The following is a 20,432-nucleotide window of genomic DNA, read 5'->3' on the forward strand; positions in this document are numbered from 1 at the left end:
GACGACGCAGGGCCGGGCGGGGGGTACCCGCCCGGCCCTGGACTCACGCGAGGGGCCTCAGATAGGGGATCAGTAGACGCTCACGCCGTACGCGCTGAGCGCCTCGGTGACGGGCTGGAAGAAGGTCGTGCCGCCGGACGAGCAGTTGCCGCTGCCGCCGGAGGTCAGACCGAGCGCGACCGTGCCCGCGAACAGGGAGCCGCCGCTGTCGCCGGGCTCGGCGCACACGTTGGTGCGGATCATGCCCGTGACGGTGCCCTGGGCGTAACGGACGGTCTGGTTGAGCGCGGTCACCGAACCGCTGCGCACGCCCGTCGTGCTGCCGCTGCGGCGCACCGACTGCCCGACGACCGCGTTGCCCGCGGAGGTGATGTCCTGGGAGCCGCTGCCGTACAGGTAGACGTCACCGGTCCTGGCCACCGAGCCGGTGTAGCGGACGATGCCGTAGTCGTTGCCCGGGAAGCTGGTGCCCGTGCGGCTGCCCAGCACCGTGCTGCCGCTGGAGTTGGCGTACCAGGTCGACCCGATGTTGGTGCAGTGCCCGGCGGTCAGGAAGTAGTCCGTGCTGCCGCTGCGCACGTTGAAGCCGAGCGAGCAGCGCGAACCGCCGGTGTAGATGGCCTGCCCGCCGGCGATGAGCGTGTTGAACGTGCCGGGGACGCGTTCCATCCGGACCGCGTCGCCCTGCTTCTTCGCGACTCTCTTCAGCGCGGCGAGCTTGCTGCCGGTGACGGAGTCGTCGTAGGACAGGACGACCTTGTTGCTGACCGGGTCGACGGCCCACGCGGTGCCCGCGGTCTTGACCGAGCGGTCCAGCGTGTCGGTGACCTTCTTCAGTTCGGCGCCGTCGCGGGCCACGGTGCGGGGAACGGCTCCGGCGGCGCGCACCTGGTCGGCGGACTTGGCGTCGGTGACCGTGACGACGAGCTTGCCGTTGTCGAGGTAGGAGCCGCCGGAACGGGTGCCGAGCCGTTCCGAGATGCTGGTGGCGAGCACGCCCGGGTTGTCGGACTGTGCCTGCGGCGCCGCCGGCGCGGGTGCCGTGGGCGCGGCGCTCGCGGCGGGGGCCGTGACCAGAGCGGTCGCGGCGGCGATGACTGCTGCTCCGACGACAGTGGCGGGGGGCAGGGGGCGCATCCTCACTGTGCCTCCAAGTGATCAGGACGCCTCCGGGTGAGATGTCCCGAGTGCCTTGGATCTTCGAGGCACCGGTGAATGCGGCACAAGATGAAGAAGTTGACCAATGATCTGACCGGCTATGGCAACACTGAGAAAACGCCGTGTCAGAGTGGGTTCGGTATGCCGGGCGCCTTGCCCATATTTGGCGGTAAAGGTCTGACTTGGCCGGATGCGGACGCCTTTGTGGGCGTTCAAGATCATCTCCGGCGTGGCTTGCCGAAATTCAGTGCGCGTATTCGTCAATCCTGGTCGACTGAGCCGCCGGGAGAGGTTCCGGTTTGAGCGGCGCGGATGAGATCAACGAATGCGGCGGCGGCCGGGGTCGGCCGGTTGTCCCAGATCATGTGCTCCACCCGTGCGGGAGCGTTGCGCAGACGGATGCGGCGCACATCGGACAAGCGCAGCGCGTACGCCGCCGGAAGCATGCCCACGCCGAGCCCTTGCCGTACCAGGTCGACCATGAAGTCGGCGGTGGACACCTCGAAGGGCACGTGGCGTTGCACCCCCACGGCCGCGAAGGCCAGGTCCGACTGCACACGCCCGGCGGCGCCGGCGCGGAAGTCGATGAACGGCTCGTCCGCCAGGCTCTGCAGGTCGACCTCGTCCTCCGTCCGTGGGTGGTCAGGCGCGACGACGGCGACCAGTTCGCCCCCGCCCAGCCGGAGGCTCTGCACGTCCTTGGGGGCGGCGCGGGGCGGCAGGCCGAGGAAGGCGACGTCGACGGTGCTGCGCTTGACCCCTTCGATCAGCTCGGCGCTGCCCGCTGAGGTGAGCGTGATGTGCACTCGCGGATGGCGTCGGCTGTAGTCCTTCAGGGCGAGCGGCAGGTCGACGGCCGCCACCGTGGGGATGGCGCCGATGGCCAGCCGCCCGCGGATCTCCCCGGTCGCGGCTGCGACCTCGGCCCGCGCACGGTCGGCGGCCTCCAGGCACTCCCGTGCCGCGGGCAGGAACGCCTCGCCGGCCGACGTCAGCCGTACGCGCCGGCTGGTCCGCTCGAACAGCCGAGCACCCAGTTCCCGTTCGAGAGCGGCGATCTGGTGACTCAGCGCCGACTGCACCACCCGGCAGCGCTCGGCCGCCCGGGTGAAGTTCCTGGTCTCCGCTACCGCGACGACATACCTCAGTTGCTGCAACTCCATCCGGCCATCATGGAACACGATCGATCACGATGAAAACTATGTATTGGACTCATGATCGCTTGTGGGCGCAACCTGGAACACATGACCGAAACCCTGAGGTGCGCGTCCGGCGCCGGGACCCGTCCGCGGCTGGAACGCGCGCATCGTTCCTCGTGGTTTCGCTGAGCGGCGCGTCGTCCGCACGGCCGTCACCCCGTGGGCTCTCGAACGCGCCCGGACGACGAGGGTCGTGCGCTCGGACGACCTAGAAACGATCAGAGAGAAGACATTGGTCACACACCATTCACCCCCGCGATCGCCCTTGAGGCCATGGCTGGGGGTCGCTGCCATAACGGCCAGCCTGTTCGTTTTCCTTACCACCGAGTTGATGCCCGTGGGCCTGCTCACTCCGCTGAGCGCGAGTCTGCACGTATCGGTCGGGCTCGCCGGGCTGATGGTCACCTTGTACGGCATCTCCGCCGGGCTGGGCGTACCGTTCATCGCCGCATGGACCAGGCGCGTCGACCGGCGCCTGCTGCTGTCGGTGCTTCTGGTGATCCTGACCCTGGGCAACCTCATCACCGCCCTGTCACCGAACTATCCGCTGGTCCTGGCGACACGCCTGGCCATGGGATTCGCCAACGGAGTGTTCTGGGCCATCGGCGTCAGCATGGCGATGCGGCTGGTCCCGCAACGCCACGCGGCCCGGGCGGCCGCGGTCGTCATGTCCGGCATCTCGATCGCCGCAGTGGCGGGAATACCGCTGGGGACCTATCTGGAAAGCTCCACCGACTGGCGGACCACCTTCCTCATCTGGTCCGGCCTCAGCGCGCTGGTGTGCTGCGCGGTCGCCGTCACCATCCCCTCGCTGCCCTCGGACAACGCGGTCCCGGTACGGGAGGTCTTCGGGCTCCCGCTCAAGAACGTACGCCTGCGCATGGTCCTGATCACCGTCATCCTGTTCGTCCTCGGCCACTTCGGCGCCTACACCTTCGTGCGGCCCTTCCTGGAGCACCACGCGTCCGCCACGTCCGGCTTCGTCACCGTCGTACTGATGATCTACGGTCTGGGCGGCGCGATCGGGAACTTCATCGCCGGATACACGGTGAACAAGAGCCTGAGAGGCAGCTTCATCGTCGGCTGCGCGGGGCTGGTGACCTCGCTGCTGTGGCTGCTGGCCGTCGGCGACGGCCCGACCGGCGCGATCATCGCACTGGTCCTGTGGGGACTGTCCTTCGGCGCCGTGCAACTGTGCCAGGTCAACATGACCCAAGCGGCCGCTCCCGAGACCTTCGAAGCGGCCATGTCGCTCAACACCATGGCCTACAACACCTCCATCGCGATCGGCGCGCTCGTCGGCGGGTTGTTCGCCGACCACCTCAGCGTCACCAGCGTCGTCTGGTTCGCGGTGGCGCTGACCGCCGCCTCACTGCTCCTGACGCTCGGCACCGGCCGCAACGCCGCCGCCCCCGTCCCCGGCGAGGCGTCGGCCGCCGTCGAGCAAGCCACCCCGCCTTCGCGATGAAGGCTCGCGGCGGAGAAGGGGGCGGCCTAGGGGCGCAGCGGGATCTCGTAGTGGACGGTCTGGAAATGGTCGGGGTTGCCGTCCCGCTCGTCGTGGACGACTTCCGCGACGGATCTCCAGAACGGTTCGGCGCCGTCGCTGCGGGTGTCGCTGTGCAGATAGAGGCGTTCGTATCCGGGAGTCGCGGCGACGAAGTCGCGAGCACGGCCGACCAGTGCGCGGGCCAGGCCGTTCCTGCGGTGTTCGCGGCGGACGTACACGCGGAAGAGCTGGGCGGTGCGGTGGTCGGGGTAGCGCTCGGTGAGCCAGGCGGGGTGGGGCGGGTTGCGGGGGCCCTGCGCGCGTACGGCGGCCGTTCCCACGATCTGGCCGCCGCGGGCGGCGACGAACAGCGCGTGGCGCGGCGTACGCAGGTACGTCTCTTCCAGGTCGATGACGTCGCGGTGCCATTCGGGCCGGTAGCCGTAGCCGAGGTCACGGTAGAAGGTGTCGAGCATGACGCCGCGCGCGCCGTCGAGGTCCTCGGGGCGGGCATCGCGGATCTCGTAGGTCACGTGGTGACTCCTGTTCGGGTCGGGTGGTCGCCCAGCAGGGCCTTGGTGAGGGGATGGCCGGGGGAGCGCAGGACCTGTCCGGCCGGGCCGTGCTCCACGACGCGTCCTTCGTGGACGACGGCGACGCGGTCGGCGATCCGGGCGACCACCCCGAGGTCGTGGCTGATGAAGACGAGGGTGAGGTCCAGTTCGGCGAGCAGGTCGAGGATGGTGGCCTGGGTGAGGGTGTCGAGGCCGGAGGTGATCTCGTCGCAGATGAGGACCCGCGGCCGGGCGAGCAGGGCGCGGGCGAGGGCGGCGCGCTGGAGCTCGCCGCCGGACAGGCGGTGCGGCCGGTGCCGCGCCACCGACGCGTCCAGGCCCATGCGCTCCAGGCTCTCCAGTGCCTCCGCACGGGCCTGGCCGGGAGGGGCGTCCCGCAGCCGTACGGCGGTCCGCGCCACCTGCTCGTCCACCGGCCGCCACGGGTCGAACGAGGCCCGCGCGTCCTGGAAGACGTACTGCACCAGTGTCCGGTGCTCCCGGGTGCGCCGCCGGGGCCGCGAGGGAAGCGGCACGCCGTCGACGGCGACACCGCCGCCGGTCCAGGGGTGCAGCCCGGCCACGCAGCGGGCCAGCGTCGTCTTCCCGCTGCCCGATCTGCCGACGACGCCGAGCCGTTCCCCCTCGGCCACGTCGAGGCTGACCTGGTGAACGGCGGTCCGGCCCCGGTACGCGGCGGTCAGGTCGCAGATCCGCAGTCGGGGAGCCTCCGGCAGCGAACGGGCGGTCAGGGGCGCGGCGGGATCGGGCTGGGCGGACACCAGGGCCCTGGCGTAGTCGCCACGCGGCGCGTCCAGTACGGTGCGGCCCGATTCGGTGATCTGGCCGTCGCGCAGGACGACGATCTCGTCGGCCAGTGCGCGGACGACGTCCAGGTCGTGGCTGAGGAGGACGAGCGTCACCCCGAGCCCGCGCAGCGTTTCCACAAGTTCGCCACGGGTGATGGCGTCCTGGCCGGTGGTGGGCTCGTCGGCCACGATCACCTTGGGGGAGGTGAGCAGGGCCTGCGCCAGGACGAGCCGCTGCTGCTGCCCGCCCGACAGCTGGTGCGGGAAACGGCGGAGGAACGCCCGGTCCGCGGGCAGCCGCGCGGCGTCGAGCGCGCCGGGTACGCGCGTGCCGTGCAGCCGTGCGATCGCCCTGAGCACCGGCCCGATCCTGCGGGCGGGGTTGAGCACGGACGAGGGATGCTGCGGGATGTAGCCGACGGTGCCGGGTGGAGCGGGCCAGGTTCCGGCGACGCGGATCGTCCCGCTGACCTCGGTGCCCGGGGGATGCTCGCCGAGCAGCGCGAGCCCGGTGGTGGTCTTGCCGCTGCCGGACGCCCCGACCAGGGCCAGGACCCGACCCTCGGCAACGGTGAAGCCGACCCCGTCGACGAGCGTGCGGGCGGCGGAACGGACCCGGAGGTCCACGACTTCGATCATCACGTCACCCTCTCTGGGACGAGGTGCGCCGAGCGGCGCGGCCGGCGGCCGTACCGGCGCGTGCCCAGGGCGCGGTCGAACGCCAGGTTCAGCCCGACCGTGAGCATGACGATCAGCAGCGCGGGGGCGAGCACGGACCAGGGGTTGAGGAACAGCCCGTCGCGGTTGCGGTCGATCATCACGGCCCAGTCGGCGGTGTCGGGGGAGACCCCGATGCCCAGGAACGCGGCGGCGGCCACCAGGTAGAGGGTGCCGGTCAGGCGGGTGCCGACATCGGTGACCAGGGTCCGCAGCGCCGACCGGCCGACGAACAGCACGCCGGTGCGCCACCGGGTCTCGCCCTGCAACCGCATCGCCTCGATCGCCGTCCCGTTCGCCGCATCCAGCGCGGCGGCGCGGGTGACGCGGGCGATGTCGGGCAGGTGGACGAGGACGAGCGCCCCCACCAGGACGGTGCCGGAGCCGATGGTGGCCAGCAGGGTCAGCAGGAGCAGCGACGGTACGGCCAGCAGCATGTCCAGCGGGCGCATCAGCAGTTCGTCGGCGGCGCGCCGCGCCGTCGCGGCGGCCAGCCCCCACGGGACGCCCAGCAGGTACGCGCCGGCGGTGGCGGTCAGGGCCACCAGGATCAGGTTCCGGCCACCCAGCAGCACCTCCCGCCAGACGTCCCGTCCGGCGAAGTCGGTGCCGAGCAGGCCGTCGGTGGTGAAGGCGGGCCCGCGTCCGGACGCCTCGGGCGCCAGCCACGGCCCGGCGACGGCGAGCACGAGGGGGACCGCCACCAGTACGAGCGGCACGATCGGCGGCCGCCTCATGCGCGCGGCACCAGGCGGAACGCCACCAGGTCGGCGGCCAGGTTGACCAGGACGGTCGTGGCGGCGAACAGCATCGCCAGGCCCTGGATCACCGGCAGGTCGCGGTCGGCGACCGCGTCCATGAGCACGGTGCCCAGGCCCGGGATCACGAACACCGCCTCGACGACGATGACCCCGCCCAGCAGCCAGTCCACCGTCCGGGCGAGCTGCTGCGCCGCGGGCGCCAGCGCGTTCGGCAGGGCGTGCGCGTAGCGGGCGCGCCGCGTCGAGAAGCCCAGCCGCACGGCGTGCCGGGTGTATCCGGACCCCAGCGCGTCGACCATGCCGGCGCGGACCAGCCGGCCGGTGGACGACAGCGGCCGGGCCAGCAGCACCAGCAGCGGCAGCACCAGCACGGCCGCCCCCAGCCCGCCGATCGCGGTGGCCGGCAGCCAGCCCAGGTAGGCGCTGAACACCGCGATGAGCACCATGGCCAGGGCGAACTCGGGGACCGAGTACAGCGCGACGCCGGTGGAGGTCAGCACGCGATCCAGCAGCCCGCCCTCCCGTACGGCGGCGCTCACCCCGGCGACGACCGCCAGCGGTACCAGCAGGGCCAGCGTGAGCCCGGCCAGCAGCGCGGTGGGCGCCAGCGCGCCGAGCACGATCTCCGACACCCGGCGGCCGGACACGATGGAGCTGCCGAGGTCCAGGTGTGCAAGCCCGGCCGCCCAGTCGGCGAACCGCTCGTGCAGGGGACGGTCCAGGCCCAGTTGCGCGCGGATCTGCGCGACCCGCGCGGGATCGGGGGAGTCGCCGGCGATCACCACCGCGGCGTCCCCCGGCAGCGCCTCCACCAGCAGGAAGATCAGGACCGCGACGGCCGCCACCTGCACCAGGGCCAGGGGCAGCCGCCGTACGGTGTACCGGGTCAGGGTCATCCCAGCCGCACCTTGTCGAAGCGCGCCCAGTCCAGGGTGTTGAACGGTGCGCCGCGCACGCCGGTCAGGTTCTCGGAGGTCGCGACGATCCCGTCGGCGAACCCCCAGACCAGCAGCCCGCCCTCGGCATGCAGCATCCGCTGCATCTCGCCGAACGCGTCCTGGCGGTCCCGCTCCCGCGTGGAGGAGACGGCCTTGTCGTAGAGGACGTCGAACTCGGGGCGGGCCCATTTCGTGGCGTTGGTGGTCGAGTCCGAGAGCAGGCGCTGGGAGATGTGCGTCTCGATCGGCATCGCCCCGGACCGGAAACTGACCAGCGTGCCCTTCTTGAGGATGTCCGTCCAGTAGGTGTCCTTGTTTCCGGTCACGATCTTCGCGTCCAGCCCGGCGGCGCGGATCTGGTCGGCGAACACGGTCGCGGCCTCCACGAACCCGGCCGACGCCTGGGACGTGGTCAGCTCGATCGTCGCCCCTTCGGCCCCGGCTTTCCTGATCAGCGCCTTGGCACGGTCCAGGTCCGGCTCGCGCTGCGGGATGTCGGCCGCGTAGTGCAGGTAGCCCTTGCCGAACAGGTCGTTGCCGATCTGCCCGGCCCCGGGCATCGTGGTGTTCACCAGCTGCCGCCGGTCGGTGAGCAGGAACATCGCCTCCCGCAGGTCGCGCTCGTCGAACGGCGGCCGGTCCACCTTCATCGCGAACGCCTGCGTGTTGCTGTTGGGAGAGTGCACGAACCGGGCGCGGGAGCGGTGCTGGCGCGCGGCGGCGGGGGAGACGTCGTGGGCGTACTCCACCTGCCCGCCCAGCAGCGCGTTGATCCGTGCCGACTCCTCGTTGGCGATCAGGAACTCCAGCTCCTCGACGTTCGGCGCGCCCTCCCAGTAGCCGTCGTAGCCGGTGAGCACCACCGACCGTCCGGGCGTCCAGGACTTGAACCGGAACGGCCCGGAGCCGACCGGCTTGGAGAAGTCGCGCAGGTCCTCGGGGACGATGTACGCGCCGAACGCCGCCAGAACATTGGGAAACTCCGCGAAAGGCCGCTTCAACCCGAACTCCACGGTGCGGTCGTCCACGGCCTTGCTGGCCCGCAGGTCGATCAGCGCCAGGCTGGAACGGGCCCGGAAACCGCCCTTCGGATCCAGGATCCGCGCGTAGCTGGCCAGCACATCCTGTGCCCGTACGGGCCGACCGTCGTGGAAGGTCGCCCGGCGCAGCGAGACGCGCCACGTCCGCAGGTCCTCGCTCGGCTCCCACCGCTCGGCCAGCCGCGGCCGCGGCGCGACGTCATCGCCCAGGTCGGCGAGCTTGTCGAACATGGCCTTCGACCGCGCTGCCTCCACGAACAGGTTCGCCTTGTGCGGGTCGAGGACCTCGGTGGCGCCGCCGCCCGAGAACGCCGCGCGCAGCCTCCCGCCGCCCGGACCGGACCCCGCCCCCGTTCCGCATCCGGCGAGCAGGACCGCGCCCGCGGTGGCACCGAGGAACCCGCGACGGCTGAGCTGGTTTCGCATGAGTGACGATCTCCTTCGAAGAAGCGCCGGCGCGACGACCGCGCCGGGACGGCAGCGCGCCGGTGGGCACCGGACGCCGGGAAGAGCGGGAGCGGGGTTCACGGGGGATCGGGCGAGCGCCGGGCGAGCGCGGCGGCTCCGCCCGCGCACGCCAGCCCGACGGCCGCGCACACCAGCGGTCCGCGCGGTCCGGCCCACCCGATGACGACGGTGCTCGCGGCGGCGACGATCCCGGAGACCAGGTAGAACATCCCGAAGTACGTCCCGGCCCGGTCCGGCCCGCCGTACGAGCCGACCCGGTCGTACACGAACGGCTGCGCCATCATCACGCCCACCGCCAGCCCGAGCACGGCCACCACCACTGGAGCGGGGCCCGGCAGGAACGCGGGCGCCAGGAACCCCAGGCCCATCACCGCCAGCCCGCCCGTGATGGCGTGCGGCCGCCGCGCCGGACGGTCGAGGAACCGGGTGAGCGGCACCTGTGACACCAGCGTGGCCACGGTCGCGATCACGAACACCGCCGCCACCGCCTCCGGCCTGCCGGTCGTACGCTCGGCCTCCAGCGGGAGCACCAGGTAGAGCTGGTTCTGCAGCGCGTACATCCCGCTCAGCGCGAACGCGAACGCCAGGAAGCGCCGATCGCCCAGACACGCCCGCCAGTCGCCCAGCACCGAGCCGCCGCTCGGCGGAACCTCCCGCGCGGGCAGCGCCACCGCCTGGGCGGCGGTGAGGACGAGGAAGATCAGCGCGGCGGTCACCGCGACGGTGCGGAAGCCGACGAGCAGCAGCACCGCGCCCAGCACCGGTCCGCACAGCGCCCCCGCCTGCGCGAACACGTTGAACAGCGCGAACGCCCGAGCCCGGTCCGGAGCCTCCACCGCGATATAGGCCCGTACGGCGGGATTGAACAGCGCCCCCGCCAACCCGCTGAGCACCGCCGCGCCCATCAGGACGGCCGGCCCGTCGCCGAGCGCGAACAGCCCGAACCCGACCGCGCGCAGCCCGCAACCCGCGATGATCACACGGCGCGCCCCCAGCCGGTCCGCCGCCGTCCCGCCGACGGGGAACAGACCTTGCTGAGCCAGGTTGCGGACGCCCAGGACCAGTGCCGCCGCCGCGGCCGACATGCCCAGGTCCCCGGTCATGTGCGCGGCCAGATAGGGGACCAGCAGGTAGAAGCCCACGTTGACGCCGTACTGGTTGACCAGCAGCAACCGCACCGCCACAGGGAGAGCGGCCGCTTCGCCGCGCTCGCGTCCGGCCTTTGTGACGCGCCGATCTCGCGGGCGGCGAGGCACCGGCCACGGATGTCGCATACCGCCCCTTTCCGGGCACTCGCCCCCTTGTCCGGCATCTCAGACCAAAGCGATGGCATGCTAACGATAATGGAAACGGTTATCAATCCGCGAGGGTGTGGGCATCACGACGAGCGGCGGAACGCGCCGAGGGTGACGCCGTGACGGCGTGTCCGGACCGCCGGCCAGGCACCGGGATGTCGCGATGCCGTCTTCTCTTCCCTACGGACCGGCGAGGCCGCGCCGTCCAGGACCCTGCCAACGCCGAGAGCGAGGCCAGGCCGGGAAGCGGCGCACCATGGTCAGGTGACCGATGATTCGCGGGGCCGGTCCGCCGTGGTGGCCGCGGGGTCGCGGGCGAAGATCTCGGTGCCCACGACGCCCAGCATCTCGAGGCGTTCGGCGGTACCGGTGCCCGGCTGGGGACGGAAGAGCACGAGCCGCTGACCGGACGGCGGGCTGACGACCGCGTCGCACTCCAGGTCCAGCCGGCCGACCTCGGGGTGCAGGATCACCTTCCGGACGGACTTGCGGACGGCGACGTCACGCCGCTCCCAGATGCGCCGGAACTCGGCGCTCCGCGTGCACAGCGCGGAGACGAACCGCCTGGCGAACGCGTCCTGGCCGCGCCGGGCCACGGTGGCGCGCAGATCGGCGACGTAGTGGCGGCCGAGGGGCTCGTGGCCTTCGGCGAGGTAGCGCGATCGCCACTCGGGGTCGGTGAACCAGCGCCACAGGAAATTGCCGTTCCGGCCCTCGGTGACCGCGAGCGGGCCGAGCAGCGCCACGTTGAGCGGGTTCTGCGCGAGGATCGTGTACAGGTTGTCGCAGACCAGCGCCGGCACCGTGGGCGCGAGCGCGTCCAGGATGCACATCAGACCGGGCTCGGCGTACCGCGAGTCGATGTTCGCCTGCGGCGGCGTCTGCCCGGCCAGCAGGTAGATGTGATCGCGTTCGTCGGGGGTCAGACGCAGGGCCCGGGCGATGGCGCCCAGCGTCGTCGCCGACGGGCGCGGGCCGCGTGCCTGCTCGATGCGTTCGTAGTAGTCGGTCGACATGTTGGCCAGCAGCGCCACCTCGTCGCGCCGCAGGCCGGGCGTGCGGCGCCGGCCGGCGGTGATCAGGCCGACGTCGGCGGGCTTCAGCTTCTCGCGTCGGCTGCGCAGGTAGGCGCCGAGTTCCACGCGTTCCACGACATCCCCTCGATCCGGTTCGGCCGGCATGTGTGATTGTCCCGCCATCGCCCCGTCCTGACCACGGACCGCCGATCCGGGGATACCGCGCGAGCCGTCGGGGTGCTCGCCGTCCCCTGGCACCGTCCGGTCAGGCACGGACCGGCAGGGCGTGGCTGGTCCGGCGGGGAGGTCGAAGACTCGCTGGTGCGGCGGCATCGGCCGTCGCTTCCTCCGGAAGGAAGGAGACCATGCGATGACCACGAACGGTGGACCGGCGAACGCCCCGGTACCCAGGGTCGCCGTCGTCACCGGCGGGTCCGGTGGCATCGGCCGCGCCAGCGCGCTGCGGCTGGCCGCGGACGGGATGGCGGTGCTGGTGCACTTCGCGGGCAACAAGGAGCGCGCGCAGCGGACCGTCGACGCGATCACCAGCGCGGGCGGCAAGGCCGTCGCGGTGAGCGCGGACATCACCGACGAGGCGGCGGTGGAGGCGCTGTTCGAGCGAGCCGAGCAGGAGTTCGGCGGGGTCGACGTCGTCGTGCACACCGCCGGGATCATGCTGCTGGCGCCCCTGGCGGAGATGTCGATCGCCGACTTCGACCGGATGCACCGCACGAACGTGCGGGGCACCTTCCTCGTCTGCGCGCAGGCCGCGCGCAGGCTGCGCCCAGGCGGCGCACTCATCACCTTCTCCACCTCGGTGACCCGGCTGCAGTTGCCCGGTTACGCGGGCTACGCGGCCTCCAAGGGCGCGGTCGAGGCGATGACGCTCATCCTGGCCCGTGAGCTGCGCGGCCGGGACATCACGGTCAACGCCGTCGCGCCGGGCCCGACCGCCACCCCGTTGTTCCTCCAGGGCAAGCCGCCGGAGGTGATCGACCGGATCGCCGGCATGGCACCGATGCAACGTCTGGGCGAACCGGAGGACATCGCCGAGAGCGTCGCGTTCCTGGCCGGTCCCGCCCGCTGGGTCAACGGCCAGGTGCTGTTCACCAACGGCGGCGCCGCCTGACCCGCCACCGCGTTCCCAACGGCCTTCCGGACAAAGGAGACAGCCTCATGCCGCACGAGCGCACCGTTCCACCGAACTCCTCCGCCGCCGCTTCTACGCCACTGCCCGCGGCGGGCTCCACGCACGGCCGGTTCGTCGTCTTCACGGCCATCGCCGGCGTCGTCGCCGCCGCGGCGGCGTTCGCCAGCGAGTCGCTGTCGTTGGAGCCGTGGGCGATGTTCGCCGGCTGGGTCGCCTGGTTCACACGGCCCCAATCGCTCACTCAAGGAGTGCACGCCGTCGTCTGCCTGTGGCTCGGCCTGGTGCTGGCCGTTCTGGGCCGGCTGTCGGTCGAGGCGCTCGTGCCGACGGCCGGGCACGCCGCGCTGCCGCTGACCGTCTTCGTCCTGGCCGTCGTCGTGGTCGGGCTGCGAACGGCACCGGTCGTCAACAACATGCTCGCCTGGTTCCTGGGCCTGATCGCGTTCTTCGCGGCCCACCCGGAGGAGATCCCGACCGGCCTGCTCGCACTCGTCGCGGCCACCGCGATCGGCGCGATCGCCGGGTTCGTGTGCCAGCGGTTGCAGAGCCGCTTCGCAGCCGCGTGACACCCATCGACAAGGAGGACCACATGTCCGTCACCCTGATCACCGGTGCCGCCACCGGCATCGGTAACGTCACCGCCCGCAGGCTCGCCGGCGACGGCCACACCGTGTACGCCAGCATGCGCGACCCGGCGGGACGGGACGCCGACCACGCCGCGGAACTGCGGGACCTCGCCGTACGTGACGGGGTGGATCTGCGGGTGGTCGAACTGGACGTCACCGGCGAACGGTCGGCCGAGGCCGCGGTCGCCACGATCCTGGACGACGCCGGCCGGCTCGATGTGGTCGTCCACAACGCCGGGCACCTGTGCGTCGGCTACGTCGAGGCGTTCACTCCCGAGGACATCGAAGACCTCTTCGACGTCAACGCGATCGGCGCGCACCGGGTCAACCGGGCCGTCCTGCCGCACATGCGCGAGCGGCGTGCCGGAACGCTGCTGTACGTCGGCAGTACCATCGGCGTCACCACCCCGCCCTTCCTCGGCCCGTACGTCGCGTCGAAGGTGGCCTTCGACGCGCTCGCCGTGGTCACCTCGTACGAGACGAACCCGTTCGGCATCGAGACCACGATCGTCATGCCCGGCGCGATCACGCAGGGCACGCAGCACTTTCCCAACGCCGGCCGGGCCGGTGACACGGCGGTCGCCCAGGCGTACGCGATGCTCGACCCGCTGGTCGCCCGGAACGAAGCGGCGACCGAGAGCCTGTTCGTGCCCGGCGTCGAGCCGAGCCCGGTTCCCGTGGCCGACGAGATCGCGCGCATTCTGGCCCTGCCATTCGGTGACAAGCCCATGCGCAGTGTCGTCGACTTCACCGACTCAGGCGTCGAGGAGGTCAACGAGATCGCGCGCCAGACTCGGGAAGGGTTCGTCACCCGGATGGGCTTCGGGGAACTGCTTCGCCCCCGGCGGGAGTAGGCGTCCGGCCGCGCGGCGCCGGTGAGTGCTCACCGGCGCCGGACGGCCCCAGTACGTCCCACCCGGCATCGACTACCGCGGCATCTGCCCGTCACTGAGCCAACCCTGGTAACGAGGCAGGCCATGCCCGCGGTGGTCGACCGGGAAGGAACGGCGACCTGCCGTAGCCGGGACCGGGGAACCGTGGGTGGCGACAACGACTCGGCGGATCTGGCGGCGTTGCCGGTTCACGCGGTGGAAGTGGCGTCGGTGGCGAGGGAGCCCAGGAGGCGGAGTCGTTCGGCGGATGCCGACCCGGGTTCGGCGGTGTAGATCATGAGCATCAGGCCGGGTTCGGCGGTGATGGCGAGTTCTTCGTGGGCGAGGACGAGTTCGCCGACCTCGGGGTGGTGGAAGCGCTTGGTACCGGCGCCGAGGATGTGCACGTCGTGGGCGCCCCACAGCCTGCGGAACGTCTGGCTGTGGGTGGAGAGTTCGCCCACGAGGTCCCGCAGGCCGCGGTCGTGGGGGTCGCGTCCGGCCTCGGCGCGGATGATCGCCACGCTCATCTGCGCGAAGCGGTCCCAGTCGGGGTAGAAGTCGCGCGAGGCGGGGTCGAGGAACAGGAACCGCGCCAGGTTCGGGACGCGTCCGGCGTCGCCGATCAGTGGTGAGTAGAACGCCCGGCCGAGGGCGTTGGTGGCCAGGACGTCCGTCCGGGGGTTGCGGACGAAGGCGACGGCGCCGGTGATCGCTTCCAGCGTCCAGGCGAGACCGGGGCCTACCGTGGCCGGGTTCGTCGCCCGGCGGCGCCGCCCGGAGGCGGGGATGTCGTCGGCGGTGCGGGCCAGGTGGAACAGGTGCGCCCGTTCGGCGTCGTCGAGCCGCAGGGTGTCGGCGACGGCGTTCAGAACGGCGGCGGACGCGCCCCGGATGGCGCCTCGTTCGAGCCGTGAGTAGTACTCCACGCTCACGCCGGCGAGCATCGCGACCTCGCCGCGGCGCAACCCGGGCACCCGGCGGCCCTGCCCGGCGGGCAGCCCCGCCTGCGCGGGGGTGACCTTGGCGCGTCGCGACATGAGGAACTCGCGCACCTGGTGACGGTTGTCCATACATCGAGCGTAAGGCGGGTCGGCGCTGCCGAGGGGTGCCCTGTCAGGGCACGTCATGACAGCGCTCGTGGCCACACCGGGCGTCTCATGTTCGGTGGGAATGACGCCCAACAGCCCGACTTAGCCAGGGACTACTTGTACCTGGCTGTGCCGGTGCGGGGGCACGACACTGGGGACGTGATCGACCGCGCACGCCCGCGTCCAACCACCTCCGGCCTTGACGTAGATGCCATCAGGGAGAATTGATGTCCGCCTCCACGCTGGTATTCGTTCACGGTTTCTGGCACGGCTCCTGGTGCTGGAGCGAAGTCATCCCCCGTGTGGTGGCCACCGGTCGCCTGGCCGTTGCGGTGGACATGGCAGGGCACGGGCTGTACGCCCGCCGTCCCCGATGGTTCACCGAACAGCCGTACACCCCCGAGGCGGTCGGCACGGAGGTTTCACCCGTCGCGGACGTGAGTCTCGACGATGCGGCCGAGTTGCTGACTTCACAGGTCGAGCGGATCGGCGGTGGCGAGCCGGTTACGGTGGTCGCCCATAGCGCGGCCGGCCCCGTACTGACGCGAGTGGCCCAGCAGACACCCGAACTGATCGCGCACGCGGCGTACCTTTCTGCGTACATGCCGGCATCCGACGTGTCGGCCGCGGCCTACACGCGGATGCCCGAGGCCGCCGCTGATCAGGTCGCGCCATTGCTGCGGGGCGACCCGGCCCAGATAGGCGCGCTGCGGCTGGACTTCGCCACGGACGACGCGGCCTACCGGCAGCGGCTTCACGAGGCGTTCTATGGAGACGTGGACCCGGTCCTGGCCGATGCCGCCACCGGCCTGCTGACGCCCGACGGTCCGATCGGCATCATGCTCGGCACCACTACCCTGACCCGCGACGGCTGGGGATCGGTGCGGCGCACGTACCTCACCTGTACGAAGGACGTGGCGATCGGGCCGGCCCTGCAGGCGAGGTTCGTCGCCGAGGCCGACGCGGCCTTCCCGGACAACCCGACGTCCGTCATCGCGCTCGACGCCTCCCACTCGCCATTCCTCTCGATACCCGACGAGGTGGCCGGCATCGTCACCTCCCTTGGCTGACACGAAGGCGGACTTCGCCAACGCGGCCGAAAACCGAAGCCCACCAAGGGGTCGAGCGGACCACTCGCGGGCTCCGCGGGCCGATCGGCATGGAGGTCGTGCCGCCCGGTTCGGGAGCTGCCGCCGGTCGGCGAGCCGTCGCCGGTTCGGCGACCTGCGGGTGAACCGCGACCGCGAGAAGGCCGGCGTCGTCGGCACGGGCCCAGACGCTCGTCGTCCCCGGCACCGACACGGCCGCTACGCAGACCGGACCGCCGGACCGCCGGACCGCCAGGTACCTGGCCGTTGCCGGTGGTCGGCCACTTCACCGTGCGGGCGTGCCCGGTGCCCCCGTGGGGAACTCCTCGATGCCGAGGACCCGCAGCAGCTCCAGCCGTTCGCGGGCCTCGGCGTCGGCCGGGGTGAGCACCAGCAACTGCTGCCCCTGGTCGGGAGTGACCAGGGTCTCGCAGTCCATCAGTATCCGGCCCACCCGCGGATGCAGGATGGTCTTGCGGTCGGCGCGCCGGACCGCGACCTCGTGCTCGGTCCAGAGGCGGCGGAAGTCGGCGCTGGAGGACCGTAACCGGTCGATGAGTCCGGTGACCGTGGGGTCCCCGGACCGGCGGCCGGCGGCCGCGCGCAGGTCGGCCACGAGCTGGCGGCCGTGATGCCCCTGCTCCTCGGGCGGGCAGACGGCCCGGGCGGCCGGATCGGTGAACCACCGATACACGACGTAGCGCCGGTCGCCGGAAAAGCCGGTGTGGTCGCCCATCAGCAGAACGGCCGCCCGGTTCTGAGCCAGGACCTCACCCAGGTCCGACAGCACCAGGGCCGGGGTGCGACCGAGCAGGTCGAGCATGCGCATCAGACCGGCGCGGGCCAGGCGGGCCACCCCGTCGGCGGGCGGCGGACGGTGGCCGGCCAGGTGGAACAGGTGATCGCGCTCGTCCTCGGACAGGCGCAAAGCCCGGGCCAGCGCACCGAGCAGCTGGACCGAGGGCTGACTGCTGCGGCCCTGTTCCAGGCGCACGACATAGTCCACCGACATGCCGGCGAGCATCGCCACCTCTTCCCGGCGCAGGCCGGTGGTACGGCGGCGCGGGCCACCGGCGAGGCCCACCTCGGCCGGGCGGATCGCCTCGCGGCGGCGGCGCAGGAAGTCGGCGAGCTGGTCACGTTGCATGGCCCCATGGTCCCTCGCGGCCCCGCGCCCATCCAGGGAGCGGCTCTCCCACGATGAACGCTCCGCTTCCACGCGTTCCGGCGCGGGCGCAGGGTCGGAGATGACATCGAGGAGACATCGAGAACGAGGAGAATGTGATGCAGAGACGAACCTTGGGCCGTACCGGACCGGTCACCTCCGCACTGGGTCTGGGCGCGATGGGCATGTCGGGCGCTTACGGGGTGGCCGACCGTGCCGAGAGCATCGCCACCGTGCACGCCGCGCTGGAGGGCGGCGTCACACTGATCGACACCGGCGACTTCTACGGCATGGGCCACAACGAGTTGCTGCTGGCCGAGGCGCTGCGCGGCCGGGATCGCGACAGCTACGTGCTGAGCGTCAAGTTCGGCATGCTGCGGGGGCCGGGCCCCCGGTTCGGCGGGCAGGACGGCCGTCCCGAGGCGGTGAAGAACTTCCTGGCCTACTCGCTGACCCGGCTGGGCACCGACCACATCGACATCTACCGTCCCGCGCGGCTGGACCCGGCGGTGCCGATCGAGGACACGGTGGGTGCGATCAAGGAGATGATCGACGCGGGGTACGTGCGGCACCTGGGCCTGTCGGAGGTCGATGCGGCGACGATCCGCCGGGCGCACGCCGTGCACCCGGTCGCCGACCTGCAGATCGAGTACTCGCTGATCTCCCGCGCGGTGGAGGCGGACGTGCTGCCCGCACTACGGGAACTCGGCATCGGCCTGACCGCCTATGGCGTCCTCGGCCGCGGCCTCATCTCCGGACACTGGAACGCCGGCCACACCGCCGGCCCCGGCGACGGCCGCGGTTTCCACCCGCGATTCGGCAGCGGGAACGTGGAACACAACCTCGCCCTGGTGGAGGCGCTGCGACGGGTCGCCGAGGCCAAGGGGTGCACCGTCGCCCAGCTGGCCATCGCCTGGGTGGCCGCACAGGGCGCCGACATCGTGCCGCTGGTCGGCGCCCGCACCCGCGAGCGGCTGGCCGAGGCGCTGCCCGCGATGGAGCTGAACCTCACCGCCGACGACCTCGCCGAGATCGGGAAGGCGGTGCCGCGGGGCGCGGCCCGCGGCGACCGGTACCCGGCCGCGTTCATGTCCGGCCTCGGCGTGGGCAACTGAGCCCGGCTCTCCGGCGGGACCCGTGCCGGCGCGGGCCCCGCCGGGAAACCGGCACCCTGGAGCGACTCGAGAAGCGCGCGACGCGCGTCACAGAGGTGCCGCGCCACCTCCCGGGCCTGGAACGGTCAGTCGAGGGCGGCCCAGCTGCGGAGGGGCTTGGGGCCCTCGAGCACCGTGTCCTCGTAGGCGTCATCCGTCACGCGGATCTTCATGTACTGAGTGCCGGAGAACATCCAGTAGTCGTTCTGCTCGCCCGGTACGGGCAACGCCGCGTCGATCCCCTGCCTGAACGCGGGGAACTTGTTGAGGGTGCCGGACCACGCGTCAAGTTTCGAGGGCCCCTGGGAGATCTCGCCGCCGGGCCCTTCGCCGTCCAGCCTGATTCGTACGTACTGGTCACCTGCGAAAACCCAGTACTGTTCCCGGTCGTCCGGCGTCGGCATCACAGCGTCGATACCGTCGTCCGGAAGATCTCCGAAGGCGCTCTCCCAGTCGCTGAGCGGTCTCGGACCCGCCACCAGTGCGTCGTCGTACGCCTGGTCGGCGTTGGCGACCCGCATTCGGATGTACTGGCTTCCGGAGAAGACCCAATACTCGTTCCGCGAACCCGGAACGCGCAGCGTCGCGTCTATCTTGTTCCGGAACCCCGGCAGGTTCTTGAACGTGTCGTCCCATGCTTGGAGCGGTGAGGAAGCCGTCATGAGCTGATGCACCGGGTAGCCCGAGGTCGACATGAGGGCCCGGATGTAGCGGTCACCGGAGAACATCCAGTAATCGCGCGGGGCCTTGAGATCCGGGTCGTCCGGAACCGGCATGACCGCATCGGTGCGTGTCGGGTGTGTGGCGGCCGTGGAGCCGTGGCCGGTGGACGGTTTCGGGGAACCCCCCGTCCCCGCTGCATCGGCTTTGTCTCTCGAGCGGCTCACCAGCGCACCCGTGGTGACGACGGCGGCGAGCAGGAGAACGGCCGAGAGCGCCGCCAAGCCGAGCAGGCCGCGGCGCGGAACGGCGCCGACCTTGCGTCCACCCTTCGAAGGATCGTGCGCGCCCGGCGCCGTCGTGACGAGGGGCCGCAGCATCTCGCGGGCCTCCGCGATGGAAGGACGGTCGGCCGGGTTCTTTCGCAGCAGCGCTTCGAGCGGGGGACGCAGCCGTCCCGCGGCGGCCGGGATCTCCGGGTCCTCCCGGAGGACGGCGTTCAGGATGCCAACGGCTTCCGGACGGGCGAACGGGGAACGGCCGGACAGCAGCACGCACAGGGTGACACCGAGCGAGAAAAGGTCGCTGGGCGGTCCCGCAGGCTGGTGACTCAGCCGTTCCGGGGCGATGTACCCGAATGAACCCACCACCGCGCCGGTTCTGGTGAGCGAATCGGCTCCGGACAGCGCCGCGATGCCGAAGTCGCAGAGGACCACTCGGCCGTCGTGGCGCAGCAGGACATTGCCCGGTTTGATGTCCCTGTGCAGCGCACCGGCGGCGTGCACGGCCTCCAGAGCGGACAGGAGTTGCAGACCGATCCCGGCGACGGCGGAGGGACTCATCGGGCCGGTCGTGGCGACATGTTCCTTCAACGAGGGCCCGTCCACGAGCTCCATCACCAGCCACAACCGCTCGTCCTGGTTCACGAGGTCGTAGACGTTGACGACGTTCGGGTGGGATATCCGAGCGATCGTGTGTGCTTCCCGGCGCACCCGGGCCGCTTGCTTGGCGAGTTCCTCACCCGTGGCCAGAAGATGCATCTCTTTTATGGCAACGGTGCGGTTCAGGAGCCGGTCGCTCGCGCGCCACACGGTTCCCATGCCTCCACTGCCGAGGCGATCCAGCAGCACGTACCGATCAGCAAGCACTCGTGATCCACCGTTATCAGCCACAGAACCAACC

18 protein-coding genes are annotated in these 20,432 nt (G+C 71.4%); 6 read left to right on the forward strand and 12 right to left on the reverse strand.

The features are described 5' to 3' along the window. Window positions 1-69: 69 nt before the first annotated feature. Both IW256_RS00700 and IW256_RS00705 read right to left on the reverse strand, forming a co-directional pair. Window positions 70-1,137 carry a S1 family peptidase gene (locus tag IW256_RS00700; RefSeq protein WP_197009086.1) on the reverse strand — a complete coding sequence of 356 codons (1,068 nt, stop codon included), beginning with the start codon at window positions 1,135-1,137 and terminating at the stop codon, window positions 70-72. Between the two features lie 281 nt (window positions 1,138-1,418). Further along, the gene (locus IW256_RS00705) at window positions 1,419-2,321 is read right to left on the reverse strand and encodes a LysR family transcriptional regulator (RefSeq protein ID WP_197009087.1); all 903 of its coding nucleotides are present in this window, start codon (window positions 2,319-2,321) and stop codon (window positions 1,419-1,421) included. 229 nt (window positions 2,322-2,550) lie between these two features. On the opposite strand from IW256_RS00705, the gene IW256_RS00710 reads away from it, so the two are divergent. Continuing rightward, window positions 2,551-3,825, forward strand: coding sequence for an MFS transporter (locus IW256_RS00710; RefSeq protein ID WP_420535376.1), 1,275 nt, complete (start codon window positions 2,551-2,553; stop codon window positions 3,823-3,825). A gap of 26 nt (window positions 3,826-3,851) precedes the next feature. On the opposite strand, the gene IW256_RS00715 is transcribed toward IW256_RS00710, so the two are convergent. The 7 genes from IW256_RS00715 to IW256_RS00745 all read right to left on the reverse strand — a co-directional run bounded on the left by IW256_RS00715 (window position 3,852) and on the right by IW256_RS00745 (window position 11,579). After that, window positions 3,852-4,379 carry a GNAT family N-acetyltransferase gene (locus tag IW256_RS00715; RefSeq protein ID WP_307828688.1) on the reverse strand — a complete coding sequence of 176 codons (528 nt, stop codon included), beginning with the start codon at window positions 4,377-4,379 and terminating at the stop codon, window positions 3,852-3,854. Beyond that, window positions 4,376-5,848, reverse strand: coding sequence for an ABC transporter ATP-binding protein (locus IW256_RS00720; protein ID WP_197009089.1), 1,473 nt, complete (start codon window positions 5,846-5,848; stop codon window positions 4,376-4,378). Before IW256_RS00720 ends, IW256_RS00715 begins: the two co-directional genes overlap by 4 nt. After that, a complete protein-coding gene (locus IW256_RS00725) occupies window positions 5,848-6,663 on the reverse strand; it encodes an ABC transporter permease subunit (RefSeq protein WP_197009090.1) in 816 nt (271 codons plus the stop codon). Before IW256_RS00725 ends, IW256_RS00720 begins: the two co-directional genes overlap by 1 nt. Beyond that, on the reverse strand, window positions 6,660-7,583 hold the full coding sequence (locus IW256_RS00730; RefSeq protein ID WP_197009091.1) for an ABC transporter permease: 924 nt from the start codon (window positions 7,581-7,583) through the stop codon (window positions 6,660-6,662). Before IW256_RS00730 ends, IW256_RS00725 begins: the two co-directional genes overlap by 4 nt. After that, complete coding sequence (locus tag IW256_RS00735; RefSeq protein WP_197009092.1) at window positions 7,580-9,091, reverse strand: ABC transporter substrate-binding protein; 1,512 nt, start codon at window positions 9,089-9,091, stop codon at window positions 7,580-7,582. Before IW256_RS00735 ends, IW256_RS00730 begins: the two co-directional genes overlap by 4 nt. Before the next feature lie 98 nt (window positions 9,092-9,189). Next, window positions 9,190-10,317, reverse strand: coding sequence for an MFS transporter (locus IW256_RS00740; protein ID WP_307828689.1), 1,128 nt, complete (start codon window positions 10,315-10,317; stop codon window positions 9,190-9,192). Window positions 10,318-10,688: 371 nt separating this feature from the next. Continuing rightward, window positions 10,689-11,579 (reverse strand): helix-turn-helix transcriptional regulator, encoded by an 891-nt coding sequence (locus IW256_RS00745; protein ID WP_197009094.1) that lies wholly within the window; start codon window positions 11,577-11,579, stop codon window positions 10,689-10,691. Window positions 11,580-11,814: 235 nt separating this feature from the next. On the opposite strand from IW256_RS00745, the gene IW256_RS00750 reads away from it, so the two are divergent. Genes IW256_RS00750 through IW256_RS00760 form a run of 3 tightly spaced genes read left to right on the forward strand, consistent with a single transcriptional unit; the run spans window position 11,815 to window position 14,074 of the window. Continuing rightward, entirely contained in the window at window positions 11,815-12,573 is a 759-nt protein-coding gene (locus IW256_RS00750; protein ID WP_197009095.1) for an SDR family oxidoreductase, read from the forward strand. 47 nt (window positions 12,574-12,620) lie between these two features. Then, window positions 12,621-13,160 (forward strand): DUF1097 domain-containing protein, encoded by a 540-nt coding sequence (locus IW256_RS00755; protein WP_197009096.1) that lies wholly within the window; start codon window positions 12,621-12,623, stop codon window positions 13,158-13,160. A gap of 23 nt (window positions 13,161-13,183) precedes the next feature. After that, window positions 13,184-14,074, forward strand: coding sequence for an SDR family oxidoreductase (locus IW256_RS00760; RefSeq protein WP_197009097.1), 891 nt, complete (start codon window positions 13,184-13,186; stop codon window positions 14,072-14,074). 227 nt (window positions 14,075-14,301) lie between these two features. On the opposite strand, the gene IW256_RS00765 is transcribed toward IW256_RS00760, so the two are convergent. Beyond that, window positions 14,302-15,165, reverse strand: a complete 864-nt coding sequence (locus IW256_RS00765; RefSeq protein WP_197009098.1) for a helix-turn-helix transcriptional regulator — start codon at window positions 15,163-15,165, stop codon at window positions 14,302-14,304. Between the two features lie 245 nt (window positions 15,166-15,410). Here IW256_RS00765 and IW256_RS00770 point away from each other — a divergent pair, with 245 nt between their 5' ends. Further along, the gene (locus IW256_RS00770; protein WP_197009099.1) at window positions 15,411-16,253 is read left to right on the forward strand and encodes an alpha/beta fold hydrolase; all 843 of its coding nucleotides are present in this window, start codon (window positions 15,411-15,413) and stop codon (window positions 16,251-16,253) included. 304 nt (window positions 16,254-16,557) lie between these two features. Here IW256_RS00770 and IW256_RS00775 read toward each other — a convergent pair whose 3' ends face one another. Next, window positions 16,558-17,418 (reverse strand): helix-turn-helix transcriptional regulator, encoded by an 861-nt coding sequence (locus IW256_RS00775; protein WP_197009100.1) that lies wholly within the window; start codon window positions 17,416-17,418, stop codon window positions 16,558-16,560. Window positions 17,419-17,555: 137 nt separating this feature from the next. Here IW256_RS00775 and IW256_RS00780 point away from each other — a divergent pair, with 137 nt between their 5' ends. Further along, window positions 17,556-18,551, forward strand: a complete 996-nt coding sequence (locus IW256_RS00780; RefSeq protein WP_197009101.1) for an aldo/keto reductase — start codon at window positions 17,556-17,558, stop codon at window positions 18,549-18,551. 125 nt (window positions 18,552-18,676) lie between these two features. On the opposite strand, the gene IW256_RS00785 is transcribed toward IW256_RS00780, so the two are convergent. After that, the gene (locus IW256_RS00785; protein ID WP_197009102.1) at window positions 18,677-20,380 is read right to left on the reverse strand and encodes a protein kinase domain-containing protein; all 1,704 of its coding nucleotides are present in this window, start codon (window positions 20,378-20,380) and stop codon (window positions 18,677-18,679) included. Window positions 20,381-20,432: the final 52 nt, after the last annotated feature.

Source organism: Actinomadura viridis (genome assembly GCF_015751755.1).
GTDB classification, from domain to species: Bacteria; Actinomycetota; Actinomycetes; order Streptosporangiales; family Streptosporangiaceae; genus Spirillospora; species Spirillospora viridis.

Coding starts and splice junctions, on each gene's coding strand:
- IW256_RS00730 (WP_197009091.1), bottom strand. CDS start 7,583: ATGACCCTGACCCGGTACACCGTACGGCGGCTGCCCCTGGCCCTGGTG.
- IW256_RS00780 (WP_197009101.1), top strand. CDS start 17,556: ATGCAGAGACGAACCTTGGGCCGTACCGGACCGGTCACCTCCGCACTG.
- IW256_RS00755 (WP_197009096.1), top strand. CDS start 12,621: ATGCCGCACGAGCGCACCGTTCCACCGAACTCCTCCGCCGCCGCTTCT.
- IW256_RS00750 (WP_197009095.1), top strand. CDS start 11,815: ATGACCACGAACGGTGGACCGGCGAACGCCCCGGTACCCAGGGTCGCC.
- IW256_RS00770 (WP_197009099.1), top strand. CDS start 15,411: ATGTCCGCCTCCACGCTGGTATTCGTTCACGGTTTCTGGCACGGCTCC.
- IW256_RS00735 (WP_197009092.1), bottom strand. CDS start 9,091: ATGCGAAACCAGCTCAGCCGTCGCGGGTTCCTCGGTGCCACCGCGGGC.
- IW256_RS00700 (WP_197009086.1), bottom strand. CDS start 1,137: ATGCGCCCCCTGCCCCCCGCCACTGTCGTCGGAGCAGCAGTCATCGCC.
- IW256_RS00705 (WP_197009087.1), bottom strand. CDS start 2,321: ATGGAGTTGCAGCAACTGAGGTATGTCGTCGCGGTAGCGGAGACCAGG.
- IW256_RS00760 (WP_197009097.1), top strand. CDS start 13,184: ATGTCCGTCACCCTGATCACCGGTGCCGCCACCGGCATCGGTAACGTC.
- IW256_RS00775 (WP_197009100.1), bottom strand. CDS start 17,418: ATGCAACGTGACCAGCTCGCCGACTTCCTGCGCCGCCGCCGCGAGGCG.
- IW256_RS00720 (WP_197009089.1), bottom strand. CDS start 5,848: ATGATCGAAGTCGTGGACCTCCGGGTCCGTTCCGCCGCCCGCACGCTC.
- IW256_RS00725 (WP_197009090.1), bottom strand. CDS start 6,663: ATGAGGCGGCCGCCGATCGTGCCGCTCGTACTGGTGGCGGTCCCCCTC.
- IW256_RS00765 (WP_197009098.1), bottom strand. CDS start 15,165: ATGGACAACCGTCACCAGGTGCGCGAGTTCCTCATGTCGCGACGCGCC.